The organism is Bartonella grahamii ATCC 700132, assembly GCF_000518085.1.
Classification (GTDB): Bacteria; Pseudomonadota; Alphaproteobacteria; order Rhizobiales; family Rhizobiaceae; genus Bartonella; species Bartonella grahamii.
On the sequence record NZ_JACX01000012.1, the window covers coordinates 46,394 to 64,340 of the forward strand.

The window sequence follows — 17,947 nt, forward strand, 5'->3', positions numbered from 1 at the left end:
ATTTCAAACTTAACGTGAAAAATCAAATACAGTTTGCACAGGAATATGATCTGAAGGACGTTCCCATCCGCGCGCATCACGAAAAATCGAAAGATCTACAACAAAAGGTGCTAAATCAGGAGAAGACCAAATATGGTCAAGCCGCCGCCCATAATCGGTAAATGCCCAATCGCGTGCACGATAACTCCACCATGTGTAAAGCTTGGTAGGAACAGGGATATGTAACCGCATCAGATCAACCCATCCACCTTGACAACACAAGTCCTGTAAACGTTCGGTTTCAATGGGAGTATGGCTTACAACCTTCAACAACTGCTGATGAGACCAAACATCCTCTGCCAAAGGAGCAATATTTAAATCGCCCACCAAAAGAGAAGAAAGACCATCTCCTTGATCCGCACGTATGGAAGACATTTCTTCTAAAAAATCAAGCTTATGCCGAAATTTTTCATTCACATCAGCATCAGGAATATCTCCCCCAGCAGGAACATAAAAATTATGAATCCGCAAGTTTCTCCCATGGGCTTCCACAATAACTGAGATATAGCGACAATCTTGGTTTTGGCAAAAGAAACGCTTTTCTACCTTTTTAAAAGGCAAACGAGAAACAATAGCCACCCCGTTATAAGATTTTTGTCCACTCAATGCGATATGCTTATAACCCGCTGCTTCAAAAGCCCCCACTGGAAATAAAGCATCTGGACACTTTGTTTCCTGTAGACACAAAACATCTGCGGAAAAGAGTTCCAAATACTGAAAAACCTGTGCAAGACGCAAACGAATAGAATTAATATTCCAAGTTGCAATACGAAATAACATCCATTTCAATCCCAATGAAACAACACCGCACTATTTCTTCGAAGGAAGTGCAAACATTCCATTAGCAAAACGGACGTCTGTCCGTACATTCATAATCTGCACAGTAGTTTCCAAATTTTGTTGGTCAACAATTGTCCACTGCCGCAAAGCAGAGCCTTTAGAATCAAAAACCATCCTTATTTGCCCTGCCCCAATCGTTTTATCACGCAAAACAATCGTCACAGCCCCTGGATCTTCGCGAAATGCCAATAAACGCCCAGAAGATACATCAATTTTATCACCCAACAGAAACTTCATTGGCGTTTGCGAAAGTTGTGAAAAGTTCCAAGTATTCAAAGCCCGATTGTTAATACCTACAAATTGACCATCTGCAATAATCTGTAAGGGCATTTTTTTGTAAATGAAACGAATTTTCCCTGGACGCTCTAAATAAAATGTCCCCTGAGACATTTTCCCCTTTGGACTAAACTGAATAAAATCACCTGTCATTGTTTTGATTGCCGCAAAGTGATTTACAACATTTTGCGCCTTTATCACTTTATTAGACGCTTGCGAAAAAACAGGAAAAGTTAAACACCAAAAGATAATAATTCCCACCAACCCAAAGACTCCTCTTTGCGGCAAAAAAGACGTTTTCATAAAAAATGCTCCCAAACAATACTTAATTGACTTTATAATTTATAACTTAAGTAATCAACGATGAATAAATACCCTTCTTTATAAGATAACGATATTGTTTGAAAAAACTATCAAAAGATTTTTAAAAGCATTCTTCTTCGACCGTCCCCAAAACTTTCCGCTTACCCACATCATTTGCTGGACTAATAATGCCTTCTCCTTCCATCCTTTCAATAAATGTTGCGGCACGGTTATAACCAATGCCTAAACGACGTTGAATATAAGAGGTCGAAGCTTTACCATCACGAAGCACAATAGCAATAGGTTGACAATAGGAATCATCTGCTAAAGAAAAAACTAAAGAAACATCCTTCTTTATTTCTTGCGATCTCTTGCGGTATCATTTCCAAATAATCAGTCTGCGTTTAAGTTTCCGAAAGCATTCAAATTTCCCGCTTTTCTGCTGATTTTCTAAACGCATAATATATTCTTCCCACCCCTAATCTGTGAAGCAACATAGATTATAGTCAATACATAACGGATTAAGTACTAAACATATATTGCTCGCGAACCTGAAAACTCTTTTAAGTGGCAAAAATGCTTTTTTGACTTCCTTCCAATCCAAAAGAATAAAAATTTTCACCCGAACCAGCCTGTAAACAATTTGGAGTTTAGCAGATTTCACTTGGCTTCCCGCCCCATATGATTCATTTATATAAGGCTCGACAGATAAGCCTTGCCCTAAATATTTAGAGTGCACTTAAAAAAACACTTAAATATCAAGCCTTACATGCTTTTATACCCCTACACTCGCAATGACATTATTTTATACCAAGATATTGATTTATAATAAATTATCTTTTTAACTTAAATCATAACGCCAAATACAGGAAGATTCTCTCATCACATACTTTCTCATATCGAATCAATTCAAATCATTTGCTTGCACGTTACAAGCAAGGTTGGTGTGTGGATAAAAGTTATATAAGATAAAGAATCCTTTATAAAAAGAATCCTTTATAAAGAGTCTCAAGTGCCAAGGAGCTATCGCAAATCGAGAGCTGGTGTATGAAAATGCAGAATTTCTACGATAAAGTGGAATAAACACTTGTTTTATAAGATATTATAAAAACAACTATAAAGATTTTTCAAAAGCGTTCTTCTTCGGCAGGCACTAAGATTTCTCGTTTCCCTGCGTGATTTGCTGGACTAATGATACCTTCTTCTTCCATCCTCTCAATCAATGTCGCAGCACGGTTATAACCAATGCCTAAACGGCGTTGAATATAAGAGGTCGAAGCCTTACGATCACGAAGCACAATAGCAACAGCTTGACTATAGGGATCATCTTCTGAAGGAGAAGCCAAAGAAACATCAGCACCATCCTCTTCAACTTCTTGCGTAATTGTTTCCAAATAATCAGGTCGTGCTTGCGCTTTGAGATGCGCAACAACCTGCTCCACTTCATCATCCGCAACAAAAGGACCATGCACACGTTGAACACGTCCTCCTCCCATCATAAAGAGCATATCTCCTTGTCCCAATAATTGCTCAGCTCCCTGTTCGCCCAAAATTGTTCGGCTATCAATTTTTGAACTCACAGAAAAAGAAATACGTGTAGGAAAATTGGCTTTGATCGTCCCAGTAATAACATCGACGGAAGGACGCTGGGTCGCCATAATCACGTGGATACCGGCAGCACGTGCCATTTGTGCCAAGCGTTGAACTGCGCCTTCAATATCTTTACCAGCAACCATCATCAAATCAGCCATTTCATCAATAATAACAACAATATAGGGCATAGGACTAAAATCAAGTGTTTCCGTTTCATAAAGAGGCTCACCAGTTTCATGATCAAAGCCCACTTGAATTGTACGCACCATTGTCTCTCCTTGACCTTCTGACTCCTTGAGGCGCGCATTAAACCCATCAATATTACGAACACCCAGTTTTGACATTTTACTATAGCGCTCTTCCATTTCACGAACAGCCCACTTTAAAGCAATCACGGCTTTTTTAGGATCTGTCACCACGGGCGTTAATAAATGAGGAATGCCATCATAAACCGAAAGCTCAAGCATTTTCGGGTCCACCATAATGAGACGACATTGTTCAGGTGTCATCCGATACAGCAATGATAAAATCATTGTATTGATAGCAACAGACTTTCCCGATCCTGTTGTACCAGCAACCAAAAGATGGGGCATTTTTGCTAAATCTGCAATAACAGCTTCCCCCCCGATTGTCTTACCCAAAGCAAGCCCTAATTTTGCTTTGCTTTCAATAAATTCCTGCGCCTGCAACATTTCTCGTAAATAAACCATCTCACGCTTTGCATTGGGCAATTCTATTCCAATCACATTACGTCCTGGAACCACCGCAACACGCGCCGAAATCGCACGCATCGAGCGTGCAATATCATCTGCCAAACCAATGATACGGGAAGACTTAATGCCGGCAGCCGGTTCAAATTCATACAAAGTTACCACCGGTCCAGGACAAGCATCAATAATTTGCCCCTTGACTCCAAAATCTAACAAAACCCCTTCAAGTTCCTGAGAATTTGCTCTTAAAACAGCAGGAGAAAGTTTTGCCTCCCTAACAGACGGTGGTGGAACCGAAAGATAATCTACAAGAGGAAGAACAAAACCACCATTTGAAGAAGCTGTTAAAGACTTTCGATTTTTAACAGGAGAAACATAGGCTTTATTTTGATTTTCCTCACACTTTACTTTTTCACCCAAAAAAGTTGGCTCAATCCGATCAAATGACTTTCCTTGCCCCTTACTCTGAAAACGGCTTTTGAAACAGAACAAACGAAAGAAACGCGCTTGTAAAAAATAAAAAAGATGTAAAAGAGCGCCAAAAGTTGTCGCAAAAAAACCATGATTTTCACGATCATCCTCTGCAGCATATTCCGTATCTTCTTCCAATTCAAAAACTGGATTAACGATTGCGTCTTTTGGAATGCTTTTTTCTTTTCTTTTCTTTGTTCGACGCCGCCATATCACATTGCCAGCAAAAGCAGCAGTGAAAAAACCTAAAAGAATAAAAACAACACTGAAAAACACCGTGTAAAGAGGAGAAAGAAAAAGAGGAAAGACTGAAGAAGCAACACTTAAAGCTTTATCTCCTAAAACCCCTCCCAATCCCATTGGCAATGGCCAATAAGTAAAAGAAGCAACAGGTGACATAAGGGCAAAAGCAATTAAAAAACAAATCGTTGATAGCAACCATAAAAAAAAGCGCAAAGTCAAATTGTAGATATTCTTTTGCGCCAACAAGAGAAAAGACCAAAATAATGGCGGCAACAAAACAGCAAGACTTGCCAAGCCAAAAAACTGCATAATAAAATCTGAAAAAATTGCCCCCATCCACCCCATAAGGTTTGTAACCTCATTTGTACTTGCATGGGTTAAAGATGGATCCTCAACATTCCACGTCGCCAAAGCAAACACACAAAAAATAATAAAGCCCAAAAGCCCAAGCCCAATAAATACCCCTATCTGACGTAAAAACATCTCAATAAGACGCGAACCTTGAGAATTTCGCACTTCTAATGAATCATAAGGAGAAGAACTTCGGTGCATCTATCAATTCCAAATACAAAATTTTCATATTTTAAAGAGTTATAACTCTCTCTCTTAAAAAAAGGATGAAGCTTAAACTCTATACCGATCTGTAAACAAATAGCCTGTAAACAATCCGACGTCTTATCTAGCGCGTTCTACCTTCTAACCACTTCATATATCACCACCCTAAGAGACTATCCTTCATAAGGCACACAAAAAGCTCTCCTAGGATATTTATCACACGACCAACCAAAAAACACCTCATGTGTAAAGTTTTACATGGGTCCTATAGGCACCTTCCTAAACAGATGATGTTTTTTACGCTACATCATGATAACGGCAAAATATTAATACTGTTTTAACCATCACGAATGAACACAATTTTTTATCTATCATACTAACTAAATATCCCCCTTCAGAACAGGCATACTAAAGTACACTCATACAACTTAAAAAATATACGACCATCTTTGTTTATTTTTAGTTTTCTTTTTTATCAACCAAGTGTAAAAAGAATTGAAGAGGACATTCAAAAAAGCTTATCCGATAAATCTGTAAAATGAATCACATAAATGATGAAGCAGAAGAACTCTGAAAAACCAATCTGTCATCAGATTGGCGCCAAAAAAGAACCTCGTTTTTGTAAAGCAGAAAGAAAAGTAAACGTTAAGATATTTTAGGCAATTTAAAAAGATATTCTTTTTAAAAGAAAGCAAACTGTAAACAATGGAAGAAGTATTGTGTGTTCTAATCGCAATAAAGACGTACAACCCAATAAAAAAATTAAATCTCATAAAACAAAACAATGTGATCTTCTCATTGCAGGGGGAGCGGCTGTCGGTTTAACCTTAGCGATAGCACTCAAGCAAACAGCCCCTAATCTGAAAATAAAAATCGTTGATGCTGCTCCACAAGAAGATACTCCTGCTTCTAACATACGAACCATTGCCCTTGCTGCTGCTTCTATTCGTATGTTAAAACAATTACAATGTTGGGAACCTATAAAACCCTATGCGCAACCCATTCATTCAATGATCATCACAGATACAAGCACAAGTGACCCTGTCAAACCCACCCTTTTAACCTTTGAAGGCGACATTAACCCTGGTGAGCCCTTTGCTGCTATGGTAGAGCAGAGAGAACTCATCAACACTTTAAAAAAACGTGTCAAAGATCTCAATATCCCTGTTATTGCAAACACGCGTGTCATTGATTTTCATCAAGAAGACCAACATAAAACCGTCACTTTAAATAATGAAGAGGTTTGGCAAACAAAATTGCTTATTGCAGCCGACGGAGCCCATTCGAAATTACGCCAAAAAGCAGGTCTTAAAAACTTTTCTCATCCCTATAAACAAACAGCAATCATCTGTACAGTTGAACATGAAAAACCCCATAATGGTCAAGCAATTCAACATTTTTTACCTGCCGGTCCTTTTGCTCTTCTCCCTCTCAAAGGCAACCGATCTGCCATTGTGTGGAATGAAGATCATAAAACTGCGCAATATTATCTCAAAGCTAATGCCCTTATTTTTGAAACAGAACTCGAAAGACGCATTGGCCATCGATTAGGCAAACTCTCTTGGAATGGCGAACGTCAAGCTTTTCCTTTGAGTCTTTCTTTAACACGTCAATGCGTTAAACCACGTTTTGCTCTCGTTGGCGATGCCGCCCATACCATCCACCCCATTGCAGGACAAGGACTCAATTTAGGATTACGCGATAGCGCTGCCCTCGCTGAAGTGATTATTGAAACAGCGCGACTAGGTCTTGACATTGGCTCCCTCACTGCTTTAGAGCGCTATCAAAGCTGGAGACGTTTTGAAGTTGTCCGTATGGCTTTAAGCAATGATTGGCTTAATAAACTCTTTTCTAATGATAGCCTTCTTTTACGGATGCTCCGCGATACCGGCCTTGGTATCGTTAATCAAACGCCAAAAATAAAAAAATACTTCATTCAAGAAGCTTCTGGTCTCACTCCCAATGCTCCACGTCTTCTACACGGCTTCCCACTTTAAGCAAAAATTCATCCTATTTCACTTTTTTACAACCTTTGCCTCCCTCCTTCAAAGAACAAAAAATTCCTATCTCATCCAATCTGTTTACAAACCAGATTCCTGTCGAGTAATTTTCTCTTGACTTCCTCCTCCCATATTTCACTTAACATAAGACTCGACAAGCGAGATACATTCTAAGAATATTCACCACGCACTGAAAAATAATGTCTCAAAGAGGTTGCCTTATATCACCACACCTTAAAAGAAACCATTTCACGTCATAACGAAATAAACAAGACTTTTTAGCACACAACATTTTATTTATAATAATAAATTCATTGTTATCATATTGAGTGAGAAATCTAACGATCATAAAATACCCTTAATTCAAATCTCTCTCATGTTGAAGCAATCAAAATCATTCACTTGCACATCACAAGCGGGAGTGTCGTATAAATAAAAACAGCAATAAAAAGCCTTACCCTCTCAAGTACTAAGGGCTTTAGTAACATTGGAAGCGAGTAAAGTGTATAATGACGCCGGCTTATATTTTTTATTGAAATAAAAATGCTAGTGTACAAAATGGATTTTATGTAATTATAGGGATTTTTACGTTATACTATTCACGAGAAGCGCCATAAAATAAGCTTCGTTGCATTGAAAAATTTTTCTTTTAAAAAAAGCGCGTAAATTGGTAACACAACTGTATCCCGTTTGAGGTATTCTGTTCCTCAGACAAACCCTTTAACTTATTGTGGAATATCACACGATTTTAGAAAAAATATTCTAATATATAACAAAGTGTTCCGTACTCTATACCATCACACACAATTGTAAACTTGCATATCACCCCCTATTTCACACCATAAAAGAAGATAAACCGCAATAGAAATGACTCAATCCTTTTATTTTCAAATATGCTCTTTATTCATTATTCATAAATGCTCATAAATGAATTTTAATCACAAGCGCTCAGAAATATGTCATAAATTCTATAAAACCCATAACAGCCATAGAAATTTTTCATTTCCCACACACTCTATCATCTCAACAAAACGAACGATAAATAACGCAAATGCTTCATATATAATCTTATAGAAAAAAGACTAAACAAAATCTATAACATCAGGCTTATTCTACAGAACAATATTTCAAAAATATAAGTATGCTAATTTATTAACATATTAATTGATAAAATTATCATTTTACATATTGAGTGAAAATCCCTATGCAATAAATTATTCTCATTTCGACTATGTTTGTAAAGAGTCAATAAAACTATAAAAAGAAGTAAAATATCCCCCTCTCTCAAATGCCAAAAGCAATTACAATATTTTAATCCGGCATCATCATTATGCTTGCCAGATTATAACAACAAGACTTTTTCACTTAAATACATTTATTCATGCCCCCTATCATTTTATTTGATCACTCAATACTTTAATATATTCGTTCAGTATGTTTATACAATCAAATTACCCAAAAGAGCATACTTCTTGCATTTACATTCCTTGGTATTCCCTTATCTTGTAAATATCGCACACGTGTTATGTTACTTCAAGTTCATCAAGTGTATACCCATTCTCCAACCACTCTTTAATCCATTTAGGTCTACGTCCACGCCCATTCCATAATTCCCATTGGTTATTGGGATTTCTATAATGGCGCTCTTTGCTCACAAGATCAGCGATATCAATTCCATGGGCATTAGCAATTTCAAGAATTTTTCGTCGCGCATTTTGCTTTTCCTTTGCTTGCCGTTTTTTTAATTCCACATCGATTTGTGTACGCATCTCTTGTAGTTCATCAAAATTCATATTTTTGAGATCATTCACCTTAATTACTCCCCTTGCAAAAAAGAATCTTTTCTTGCCATATTTTAAACACAATTATAGACAATTTCTGTCTATTTATTATCGAAATTAAAATTACGATACATATATCACTTTGACGGAGATGTGCTTTGGACCAAAAAGAACTGTTTATTGGTACATCAATTACCATCACTGCATCTTTTTTCAGCTCAATCGCTGGAACTACTAAATGCAGTGCTCAAACACCATCACACCTCTCTGACTCTCATGAATCAGTAGTCAAAAGTAAATATAAATCGTCACTCTATAAGTTATGGCAATACGCAACAAAGAACAAGCCCTCTCTGTATAATGATAGTGTAGTTCATTATGACAATAAAACCTTCCCTCATACACAACGGCTTTTTACTTCGTATAAATTTTTTTTGAAAAGATTTTTGCAACTAAAAAATTATATAAAACAAGCAACTTCAATACAGTATCAAAGATTATTATTTTTTAAAAGCAGCACCTTTTTTCGTGGTTCCAATAATATTGGTTGGCGTAATGTGCTCTATTTTATCCCACACTTTTATCTTGTTGGTTGGATATTCGCATATATTAGAAATATTCTTAGAAGAGAACAAAACAATAATCACAAGGAATATTCTAAGCTAAACAATCTTGTTCTGCAAATTTATAAAATCAAAAAGCAACGAGAAAAAGCACCACAAAGAATTAGCATTTGTATTAATAGAATTCTTCATAATAAGGTGTATTGCTAATGATTGTTCCAGATTTCACATTTTTTGCTGCTGCGTACATATCCAATACACCTCCCATAACATTTTCAGTTATCGCCGAACAAGAAGCGCGGGACAGTATCTATGTAACAGATGATAAAGATAACTTCTTCTATCAATCATCTCAGCTTAAGGAAACAATCGCAACAACTGAACAGTTTGGACAGAGCAAACATAATTTTAACATAATTTTAGGGCAAATTGGTGTTGGAAATGTGAAATTGTTTTCTCTTTTTGATGCATTTGGTTTTTGTAGAAATCTTACAGCTGTGCAAAGCGCTTTGACTTACTGCTATGAACAAACAACATCAAAGTGCATCTTTGAAAAAGCGACTTTGCAATCTGTGCTAAATTTTTACAACACAGAAAACTCAAACCACACCTCTATACAGAAAGTTACTTCATATATTGGAGTAAAAGCTGTCGTACAGGAAAATGAAGATTTGCAGGAGCCTGTAAAGCTTAAAAAAGAAGAACCAGAACAGACAACTAACGTAGATTCTCTTCCTCTCTCTTCAAAGGGAGAAGAAGATGCATTTACACATAAAGAAAGTGGTACCAGCGATGCTTTTTCGGTTGAAGATTCTTCTTCATCGAGAGGCTCGCTAGAGTGACAGCTGATATTTTCACGAAACTCTAGAATTTTGATAGGATATTGTAATGAAAGGTAGATAAGAAAATGTTAAAGCTCTAATTAGTAAGATTTGACAAAATCTCTTCTAATTGAGGGCAAATATAATGAAAATGATAGAACAAAACAGCGTTGATATAGCATTTAGTCAAAAAGCAGCACGTGAGATTACAGTTGTGATGCTTTCAGAAAGGGAATGGTATTTTACGTTTATTTCCGATGATCCAATCACCGGAAAGCCAAATAAATATACGTTACTTACACAAAGAGGAAAATTAAGAACTTGGGCTGATCCAAAATATCTCTTTAAGTTTCTTCATGAACGAGGGGTCATTTGTGGGAGTTTTAATCTTAATCAGGATAAAGAACATGAAACAATTAAATATTCTTCACACAACAGCTCGTAATAAAATTGCTTTATTTTCTGCAGCTTTAACCGTATTTTTTATGGGTGATTCTGCTCATGCACAAGCCCAAGCAGCGGGTTTAGATCCTGCAAAAAAAGCTTTAGGGCTGCTTCAAACAGATTTAAAAGCGATTATCCCTATCGCTGCTGCCGTTATACTTTTGTGCTTAGCAATTGGTTATGCAGGGCGCTATATCGGAAGAGATACATTCGTACGGTGGGCAATTGGTGTCGTTATCGCTGGTTCAGCAACTGAACTTGCTGAGTTGTTATTTAAAAACCCCTGATAAATCTATTAAAAAAATGAAATATTTCTTTAATGAAATAAAGAAATTTAGATTTCTGTTTTTTTATTTAGTGCAATAAAGAACTATATCGAAAAAAGAGATTATTTATACCAACTGTAATCTAAATTGGAATAAACAATATGAAACAATTAAAAACTCTTCAAACAATAATTTGGAATAAAGCTACTAAAACCTCTGCAGCTTTAACTGTATTTTGTATGGTCAATCCTGTGTTAGCCCAAGCAGTAGTTTTAGATCCTGCCAACAAAGCTTTAACTGCTCTCCAAACAGACTTGAAAGTGATTATCCCTATTGCTGCTGCCGTGATACTTTTGTGCTTAGCAATTGGTTATGCAGGACGCTACATTGGAAAAGACACATTTGTACGGTGGGGTATCGGTGTTGTTGTCGCTGGTTCAGCAGCTGAACTTGCCAATTTGTTATTTAAAAGCTAGTAATGAGAATGACTATTAAAGTCATGCTGTATAAAATATTTTTTATTCTAAAGAGAAATCTAAATTGAGATAAACAATATGAAACAATTAAATATCATTCAGAGAATAATTCGTAATAAAACCATTAAAAGCTCTGCAGCTTCAGCTGTCTTTTTTATGGCCAATCCTATGTTAGCCCAAGCAGTAGTTTTAACTCCTGCAAATAACGCTTTAACTGCACTCCAAACAGACTTAAAAACGCTTATCCCTATTGCTGCTGCCGTTATACTGTTGTGCTTAGCAATTGGCTATGCAGGACGCTACATTGGAAAAGACACATTTGTACGGTGGGGTATCGGTGTTGTTATCGCAGGTTCAGCAGCTGAACTTGCCAATTTATTATTTAAAACTACATAAATCTTTTGGAATATGAAATATTTTTTGTAAAAGAAACTTTGGATTTCAATGCCTTCATTACGCATCAATGAAATTGTTTCTTATTTCGTAGAAAAATATTTATGATAAATCAATGAAGCTAAATATGAGAAAATTAACTAATTTCCAGAAAAATAATAATCAAATTATCACAATTTCTGCTGCTATAACTGCATTTTTTATTAGCGATCCTGTGTATGCTCAAGTAAAATTAACAAATGCAAAAACTGCTTTAGATGCTCTGCAGGATGATCTTGTTAAAAATATTATTCCTGTTGCTGCTGCTGTTATACTTTTGTGCTTAGCAATTGGTTACGCAGGACGCTACATTGAAAGGGATACATTTATACGATGGGCAATCGGCGTTGTCATCGCTGGATCAGCAACCCAGCTTGCTAAGCTGTTATTCACAGGTGCAGTTAATTAAAATTAAAGATGAAAACTATAATACAAAATGTTATTTATAATCTTAATGAGAGAAATATGCGAAAATTAATTAACCTTCAACCAAAAAGTAACAACAAAGTCGCAGCAATTTCTGCAGCTGTAGTTATATTTTTTATGGCTCATCCTGTACATTCCCAAGCGCAAGCTTTAAAAGCTAAAGATGCTTTAACAGCTCTACAAACGGATCTTACTACTCATATTATTCCTGTTGCTGCTGCTGTTATACTTTTGTGCTTAGCAATTGGTTATGCAGGGCGCTATATCGGAAGAGATACATTCGTACGATGGGCAATCGGTGTTATCGTCGCTGGCTCAGCAACCCAACTTGCTAAACTGCTATTCACGGGTCAAGCGTAAGTCTATATAACGCATAATGTTTCTAATGTGAGAATTTATGTTTGATAAATTTAAAGATACAAGAATCTTATATGCTTTATAATGATAAATACAAAGTACTAAAGAGCATTAATTAAGAGTAAGATATGAAAAAAATAATTAATTTCCAATTAAAAAATAACAACAGAATCACAGCAATTTCTGCAGCTATAAGTGTATTTTTTATAGCACATCCTGCGAACGCAAAACTAAAAGCTGAAGATGCTTTAAAGGCTCTGCAAACAGATCTTACTACTCATATTATTCCTGTTGCAGCTGCTGTTATACTTTTGTGCTTAGCAATTGGTTACGCAGGCCGCTACATCGGAAAAGATACATTTGTACGATGGGCAATCGGTGTTATCGTCGCTGGCTCAGCAACCCAACTTGCGAGTCTGTTATTCAAGGGTCAAGTGTGAGTCTTTATAACACATAATGTTTCTAATGTGAGAATTTATGTTTGATAAATTTAAACATATTATGTGATATTTCGTTGATATTAAAAATATACAAAGTATTCATAAGAGTAAAATATGAAAAAAATAATTAATCTTAAATTAAAAAATAATAACAAAATTATTGTAATTTCTGCAGCTATAAGCGCCTTTTTTATAACACAGTCTGCATATGCAAATGCAAAATTAGGTCCTGCTGAAAAAGCTCTAAATGCTCTACAAAAAGATCTTATTGATAACATTATTCCTGTTGCTGCTGCTGTTATACTTCTGTGCTTAGCAATTGGTTACGCAGGACGATACATTGAAAGAGATACATTTATACGGTGGGCAATTGGTGTTGTCATCGCAGGTTCTGCAACCCAACTTGCTAAACTGCTATTTACAGGTAATGCATAAATTAGTATAATACGTAATGTTTTTAATATTCGTCGATTATAGATTTGTACCAGTAATAATGTCGCTCATACTACAAAAAAAGGAATATTATTTATAGCAACTTTAATTAAAAGGGGATAAAAGATATGAAACAATTAAATACGCTTCAATCAAAAATATGTAAGATTAGTGCTATTTTTATCACTTCAGTTATGTTATTAATAATTCAATCTGCATATGCTCAGACGGAAACAAAGAGTTTAGATGTTTTTATAGGAATGCAATATGGATTAAGTATAATTATTCCTATTGTTGCTGCTGTCATTCTTTTATTACTTTTGCTTATTTATATATTTCGCATCATCGCAAGAGCTACATTTATGCGATGGGCCTTCAGTGTCATTATTGCTGGTGCAGCCTTTTATATTAGCCACATATTATTTCACCTCCACTGACAAGAGCACTCTATGAAATCACAAGAACAAAAAGAATTCCCCCTATTCAAAGGAGCAACACGTGTTCCAACTATATGGGGTGTCCCCATGATGCCATTTATCGTTATGGTTATGGGGGTCGCTGTTATTGCCATGACAGTAAGTATCTTTTTGTGGATTATAGCACCTCCACTATGGTTCATTATGGTGCAAATTACTAAAAACGATGATAAGGCGTTTCGTATCTGGTGGTTATGGATCGATACTAAATTTCGCAATCGCAACAAAGGTTTCTGGGGCGCATCAAGTTATAGTCCCTCTGATTATAGTAAAAGGAGATAAACATGACAGCTGTTGAAAGTAGCAAACGCCTTGCATCAGAGACACCTGTAAGCCTGTTTCTGCCTTATTCACATCATATTACAGATACGATTATCTCTACTAAAAATGCGGAATATTTATCGATTTGGAAGATTGACGGGCGTTCACATCAAAGCGCTTCAGAAGAAGATATTTTTCAATGGATAAAAGAGCTTAACAATACTCTACGGGGTATTGCATCAGCCAATTTATCATTTTGGACACATATTGTGCGTCGCCGTGTTTATGAATATCCTGATTCAACATTTGATCAAATGTTTTGCTATCAACTTGATGAAAAATATCGGCAAAGCTTTACTGGTTATAATTTGATGGTCAATGATTTATATCTAACTGTCATTTTTCAACCGATAGCGGATAAAATTATGTCGTTCTTTTCTAAACATGAACGTGAAACGCTTGATCAAAAAAAGATGCGACAAGACTCATGTATTAAAGAACTCAATGACATCAATCGTACTTTAGGCCAATCTTTAAACCGTTACGGTGCAGAACTTCTTGGTGCTTATGAAAAAAATGGGCATGCTTATTCTTCTGCACTTGAGTTCCTTGGAATGCTTGTCAATGGTGAATATCGCCCCATGCCAATTTGCCATGACCGTTTTTCTGACTATATGTCTATCAATCGGCCTTTTTTCTCAAAATGGGGTGCTCTTGGTGAATTGCGAACAACCAGTGGAATGCGTCGATTTGGAATGCTGGAAATTAAAGAATATGATGCAACAACCAAACCAGGACAATTAAATGTTTTGTTGGAAAGTGACTTCGAGTTCGTATTGACGCAGAGCTTTTCGGTGCTCTCCCGACATGCTGCTAAAGACTATTTACAACGACATCAGCGTAACCTTATTGATGCACGAGATGTGGCAACGAGCCAAATTGAACAAATTGACGAAGCACTAAACCAGCTTATTAGCGGGCATTTTGTCATGGGAGAACATCACTGCACATTGACTATCTATGGTAATACAATTCAACAAGTTCGCGACCATATGGCTAAAGCAAGTGCAGCATTACTAGACGTTGCGGTACTGCCCAAACCTGTAGACTTAGCGATAGAGGCTGGCTATTGGGCACAACTTCCTGGCAATTGGAAATGGAGACCACGTCCTGCCCCGATTACATCATTGAACTTTTTGTCATTTTCATCTTTTCATAATTTTATGTCAGGAAAACCCACTGGCAACCCATGGGGTCCAGCCGTCACAATTCTTAAAACAACCAGTAAAACACCGCTTTATTTCAACTTTCATGCCTCCAAACTTGAAGAGGACTCAACAGATAAACGTTTGCTCGGTAATACCGCACTTATCGGACAATCTGGTTCCGGTAAAACCGTATTACTCGGCTTTTTGGTAGCACAAGCACAAAAATTTAAGCCGACAACGGTTGTTTTTGATAAAGATCGTGGTATGGAAATTGCCATTCGAGCGATGGGTGGAAAATATTTAACATTCAAGCCAGGCAGGAAAAGTGGTTTCAATCCTTTCCAACTCCCACCCACACAAGAAAATCTGATTTTTCTGAAACAATTTGTTAAAAAATTAGCAGAAGCTGGTGGTGAGGTCACGCATCACGACGAGGAAGAAATTAACAAAGCGGTTATGTCTGTTATGAGCAGTAACATTGACCAATCACTCCGTCGTTTGTCCTTTCTGATACAATTTTTACCAAATCCACGTTTAAGTGATTATAATGCTCACCCATCTGTTCATGCTCGCTTACTAAAATGGTGTGAAGGTGGTGATTATGGATGGTTATTTGATAATCCCCATGATGCTCTTGATCTCTCAACACATCAAATTTACGGCTTTGATATCACGGAATTTTTAGATAATTTTGAAACTCGCACCCCAGTGATGATGTATTTGCTTTACCGCACAGAAGGCATGATTAGCGGACAGCGATTTATGTATATCTTTGATGAGTTTTGGAAGCCTTTGCAAGATCCGTACTTTGAAGATTTGGCGAAAAATAAGCAAAAGACTATCCGTAAACAAAATGGTATTTTTGTTTACGCAACACAAGAGCCTAGCGATGCCTTGGAAAGTAATATTGCCAAAACACTCATTCAACAGTGTGCGACTTACATTTTTCTAGCCAACCCCAAGGCAAACTATGAAGATTATACAAAAGGCTTTAAACTAACAGATACAGAATTTGAACTCGTTAAAGGACTTGGTGAGTTTAGTCGCCAATTCCTCATTAAGCAGGGTGATCAATCTGCGCTTGCAGAACTGAATCTTGGTAAATTCCATCTGACAAGCGGTGGAAAAACCATCGAACACGACTTTAGTGACGAGCTCTTGGTGTTATCAGGTACACCAGATAACGCAGAATTAGCCGAAAGCATTATCGCGGAAGTTGGTGATGATCCGGCAATATGGTTACCAATTTTCTTACAGCACGCAAAAAATGACAGGAGGGAAACATGAAAAAAAAGCTCATTCCAATAGTAGTTGTAATAACTTTAGGGATTTCAGACCCAGCCATGGCTTGGTTTTTTGGTGCTGGAGCGGCAGATTTGTCAGCAACAGTTCCAACGACGTGGCCCAATTTTTTTGGAAAGTCACGTGAAACAACGCCTAAAGAACCTCCACAACAAAAGGAAGCGCCAGCTGACCCACTTCTCGAAACACTAAAAAAACAACTTGAGGAAGTAAAAAAGATACAGGAGTCTATAACGGGAAACCAAAAGTTCGACACTAAAAAACTTAAAAATGCACAAACAGATCAGAGCAGTTTTTTTCTCAAAAATCCGGAGACGCTCTACAATAGAAATAAATCTTCTGCTCTAACTACATCACTTAAAAATATTTTAAAAGAAGAAGAAATTCCTATCTCTGTCCATGAATCTAGCAGTTTTATCAACAAGCGTAGCCAATATGCAGCCATCACTGATAAAGCCGTAAGTCTAAAGACTTTTGAAGAAGCAAATAATCGTTTTCAGCAAATTGAAGAACTATTAAACGAAATTAAGACAACAAAAGATCTAAAAAGTATTGCTGAGTTACAAGCACATATAATTGGAATGCTCGCTATGCTACAAAATGAAACAGCAAAATTACAAATGGTCACACATTTACGCAATGCTGAATATACACTTATCAAACAGCAGAAGGACAAACATAACATAAAAATTTTGAATAGTAAAAACACGAAAATGCCTACCATAAGATTTATTAGATAAGGCTTTTTATAACAATATTTCGTGTATTATTTTTCCTATATGCTCGTAAAAAGCAAAGGTTAGTGCGTAATATTCAGTTCTCTCTCATAGACTGAAAAGATCTACGAAATTTAATTCTATCCTAAAAAACTCAACGAAAAATGCTTAAAAATCATATAAAAAGTTGAAAATTCGTTAAAGAGGAATTCCATGGACTTTACAGTGTTCACGCAACTTTTCAATAAAATTGATCAGATAACAAAAACATATGTCACGGATATTTCCTTAAAAACAACGGCTACAATTACGCCCTTTATATCAATCGGTATCACAATCGCTTTCATTACCTATGGATGGCTCATCATTCGTGGCGCTATAGATATGCCTCTCTCCGGATTTGTAAATCGTTTCCTACGGATAAGTATTATTACTTCAATAGCTCTTACCACAGGACTTTATCAGAATGAAATTGCCAATTTGATAATACAAATGCCCCATGAGTTATCAAAAGCG

General features: G+C 36.5%; 20 protein-coding genes and 1 pseudogene. 16 read left to right on the top strand and 5 right to left on the bottom strand.

The window, feature by feature from the left end:
- Positions 1-9 precede the first annotated feature (9 nt).
- The 4 genes and pseudogenes from U736_RS0105875 to U736_RS0105890 form a co-directional block, all read right to left on the bottom strand.
- On the bottom strand, positions 10-819 hold the full coding sequence (locus tag U736_RS0105875) for an exodeoxyribonuclease III (protein WP_026500442.1): 810 nt from the start codon (positions 817-819) through the stop codon (positions 10-12).
- 30 nt (positions 820-849) lie between these two features.
- Positions 850-1,458, bottom strand: a complete 609-nt coding sequence (locus U736_RS0105880; RefSeq protein ID WP_026500443.1) for a LolA family protein — start codon at positions 1,456-1,458, stop codon at positions 850-852.
- 121 nt (positions 1,459-1,579) lie between these two features.
- Positions 1,580-1,853 (bottom strand): annotated as a pseudogene (locus tag U736_RS13175) (DNA translocase FtsK); the annotation flags it as partial.
- A 732-nt stretch (positions 1,854-2,585) separates the two neighbouring features.
- Positions 2,586-5,027 (bottom strand): FtsK/SpoIIIE family DNA translocase, encoded by a 2,442-nt coding sequence (locus U736_RS0105890; RefSeq protein ID WP_015857005.1) that lies wholly within the window; start codon positions 5,025-5,027, stop codon positions 2,586-2,588.
- Between the two features lie 722 nt (positions 5,028-5,749).
- Between U736_RS0105890 and U736_RS0105900 the strand changes: the two genes are divergently transcribed.
- A complete protein-coding gene (locus U736_RS0105900; RefSeq protein ID WP_015857006.1) occupies positions 5,750-7,027 on the top strand; it encodes a ubiquinone biosynthesis hydroxylase in 1,278 nt (425 codons plus the stop codon).
- Between the two features lie 1,526 nt (positions 7,028-8,553).
- Here U736_RS0105900 and U736_RS0105905 read toward each other — a convergent pair.
- Positions 8,554-8,841, bottom strand: coding sequence for an H-NS histone family protein (locus tag U736_RS0105905; RefSeq protein WP_015857007.1), 288 nt, complete (start codon positions 8,839-8,841; stop codon positions 8,554-8,556).
- A gap of 128 nt (positions 8,842-8,969) precedes the next feature.
- Here U736_RS0105905 and U736_RS0105910 point away from each other — a divergent pair, with 128 nt between their 5' ends.
- The 15 genes from U736_RS0105910 to U736_RS0105980 form a co-directional block, all read left to right on the top strand.
- Entirely contained in the window at positions 8,970-9,584 is a 615-nt protein-coding gene (locus U736_RS0105910; RefSeq protein WP_026500445.1) for a hypothetical protein, read from the top strand.
- Positions 9,584-10,216, top strand: coding sequence for a lysozyme family protein (locus U736_RS0105915; protein ID WP_026500446.1), 633 nt, complete (start codon positions 9,584-9,586; stop codon positions 10,214-10,216). Before U736_RS0105910 ends, U736_RS0105915 begins: the two co-directional genes overlap by 1 nt.
- A gap of 124 nt (positions 10,217-10,340) precedes the next feature.
- Positions 10,341-10,640 (top strand): KorA family transcriptional regulator, encoded by a 300-nt coding sequence (gene korA / locus U736_RS0105920; protein ID WP_015857010.1) that lies wholly within the window; start codon positions 10,341-10,343, stop codon positions 10,638-10,640.
- On the top strand, positions 10,603-10,926 hold the full coding sequence (gene trwL / locus U736_RS0105925; RefSeq protein ID WP_015857011.1) for a VirB2 family type IV secretion system major pilin TrwL: 324 nt from the start codon (positions 10,603-10,605) through the stop codon (positions 10,924-10,926). The genes korA and trwL (U736_RS0105925) overlap by 38 nt, the downstream gene beginning before the upstream one ends.
- A 140-nt stretch (positions 10,927-11,066) precedes the next feature.
- Entirely contained in the window at positions 11,067-11,381 is a 315-nt protein-coding gene (gene trwL / locus U736_RS0105930) for a VirB2 family type IV secretion system major pilin TrwL (protein ID WP_026500447.1), read from the top strand.
- 78 nt (positions 11,382-11,459) lie between these two features.
- Entirely contained in the window at positions 11,460-11,777 is a 318-nt protein-coding gene (trwL, locus tag U736_RS0105935) for a VirB2 family type IV secretion system major pilin TrwL (protein ID WP_015857013.1), read from the top strand.
- A gap of 124 nt (positions 11,778-11,901) precedes the next feature.
- Positions 11,902-12,222: a VirB2 family type IV secretion system major pilin TrwL gene (gene trwL / locus U736_RS0105940; RefSeq protein WP_015857014.1), complete on the top strand. Its 321-nt coding sequence runs from the start codon at positions 11,902-11,904 to the stop codon at positions 12,220-12,222.
- 56 nt (positions 12,223-12,278) lie between these two features.
- Positions 12,279-12,599 carry a VirB2 family type IV secretion system major pilin TrwL gene (gene trwL, locus U736_RS0105945; protein ID WP_026500448.1) on the top strand — a complete coding sequence of 107 codons (321 nt, stop codon included), beginning with the start codon at positions 12,279-12,281 and terminating at the stop codon, positions 12,597-12,599.
- A gap of 125 nt (positions 12,600-12,724) precedes the next feature.
- Complete coding sequence (gene trwL, locus U736_RS0105950; RefSeq protein WP_026500449.1) at positions 12,725-13,036, top strand: VirB2 family type IV secretion system major pilin TrwL; 312 nt, start codon at positions 12,725-12,727, stop codon at positions 13,034-13,036.
- Between the two features lie 114 nt (positions 13,037-13,150).
- Positions 13,151-13,471, top strand: coding sequence for a VirB2 family type IV secretion system major pilin TrwL (gene trwL / locus U736_RS0105955; protein ID WP_015857017.1), 321 nt, complete (start codon positions 13,151-13,153; stop codon positions 13,469-13,471).
- A 125-nt stretch (positions 13,472-13,596) separates the two neighbouring features.
- Entirely contained in the window at positions 13,597-13,905 is a 309-nt protein-coding gene (locus tag U736_RS0105960) for a hypothetical protein (RefSeq protein ID WP_015857018.1), read from the top strand.
- A 12-nt stretch (positions 13,906-13,917) separates the two neighbouring features.
- The gene (locus U736_RS0105965) at positions 13,918-14,226 is read left to right on the top strand and encodes a VirB3 family type IV secretion system protein (RefSeq protein WP_015857019.1); all 309 of its coding nucleotides are present in this window, start codon (positions 13,918-13,920) and stop codon (positions 14,224-14,226) included.
- A 2-nt stretch (positions 14,227-14,228) separates the two neighbouring features.
- Complete coding sequence (locus tag U736_RS0105970) at positions 14,229-16,700, top strand: VirB4 family type IV secretion/conjugal transfer ATPase (protein WP_015857020.1); 2,472 nt, start codon at positions 14,229-14,231, stop codon at positions 16,698-16,700.
- Positions 16,697-17,455, top strand: a complete 759-nt coding sequence (locus U736_RS0105975; RefSeq protein WP_015857021.1) for a TrbJ/VirB5 family protein — start codon at positions 16,697-16,699, stop codon at positions 17,453-17,455. The genes U736_RS0105970 and U736_RS0105975 overlap by 4 nt, the downstream gene beginning before the upstream one ends.
- 189 nt (positions 17,456-17,644) lie before the next feature.
- The coding region (locus tag U736_RS0105980) for a type IV secretion system protein (protein WP_026500450.1) at positions 17,645-17,947 on the top strand (303 nt) is incomplete at its 3' end.

Bases quoted from the DNA above. Each gene is read 5' to 3' on its own strand.
- U736_RS0105875 (WP_026500442.1), bottom strand. From the start codon at position 819: ATGTTATTTCGTATTGCAACTTGGAATATTAATTCTATTCGTTTGCGT.
- U736_RS0105880 (WP_026500443.1), bottom strand. From the start codon at position 1,458: ATGAAAACGTCTTTTTTGCCGCAAAGAGGAGTCTTTGGGTTGGTGGGA.
- U736_RS0105890 (WP_015857005.1), bottom strand. From the start codon at position 5,027: ATGCACCGAAGTTCTTCTCCTTATGATTCATTAGAAGTGCGAAATTCT.
- U736_RS0105915 (WP_026500446.1), top strand. From the start codon at position 9,584: ATGATTGTTCCAGATTTCACATTTTTTGCTGCTGCGTACATATCCAAT.
- korA (WP_015857010.1), top strand. From the start codon at position 10,341: ATGAAAATGATAGAACAAAACAGCGTTGATATAGCATTTAGTCAAAAA.
- trwL (WP_015857011.1), top strand. From the start codon at position 10,603: ATGAAACAATTAAATATTCTTCACACAACAGCTCGTAATAAAATTGCT.
- trwL (WP_026500447.1), top strand. From the start codon at position 11,067: ATGAAACAATTAAAAACTCTTCAAACAATAATTTGGAATAAAGCTACT.
- trwL (WP_015857013.1), top strand. From the start codon at position 11,460: ATGAAACAATTAAATATCATTCAGAGAATAATTCGTAATAAAACCATT.
- trwL (WP_015857014.1), top strand. From the start codon at position 11,902: ATGAGAAAATTAACTAATTTCCAGAAAAATAATAATCAAATTATCACA.
- trwL (WP_026500448.1), top strand. From the start codon at position 12,279: ATGCGAAAATTAATTAACCTTCAACCAAAAAGTAACAACAAAGTCGCA.
- trwL (WP_026500449.1), top strand. From the start codon at position 12,725: ATGAAAAAAATAATTAATTTCCAATTAAAAAATAACAACAGAATCACA.
- trwL (WP_015857017.1), top strand. From the start codon at position 13,151: ATGAAAAAAATAATTAATCTTAAATTAAAAAATAATAACAAAATTATT.
- U736_RS0105960 (WP_015857018.1), top strand. From the start codon at position 13,597: ATGAAACAATTAAATACGCTTCAATCAAAAATATGTAAGATTAGTGCT.
- U736_RS0105965 (WP_015857019.1), top strand. From the start codon at position 13,918: ATGAAATCACAAGAACAAAAAGAATTCCCCCTATTCAAAGGAGCAACA.
- U736_RS0105970 (WP_015857020.1), top strand. From the start codon at position 14,229: ATGACAGCTGTTGAAAGTAGCAAACGCCTTGCATCAGAGACACCTGTA.
- U736_RS0105975 (WP_015857021.1), top strand. From the start codon at position 16,697: ATGAAAAAAAAGCTCATTCCAATAGTAGTTGTAATAACTTTAGGGATT.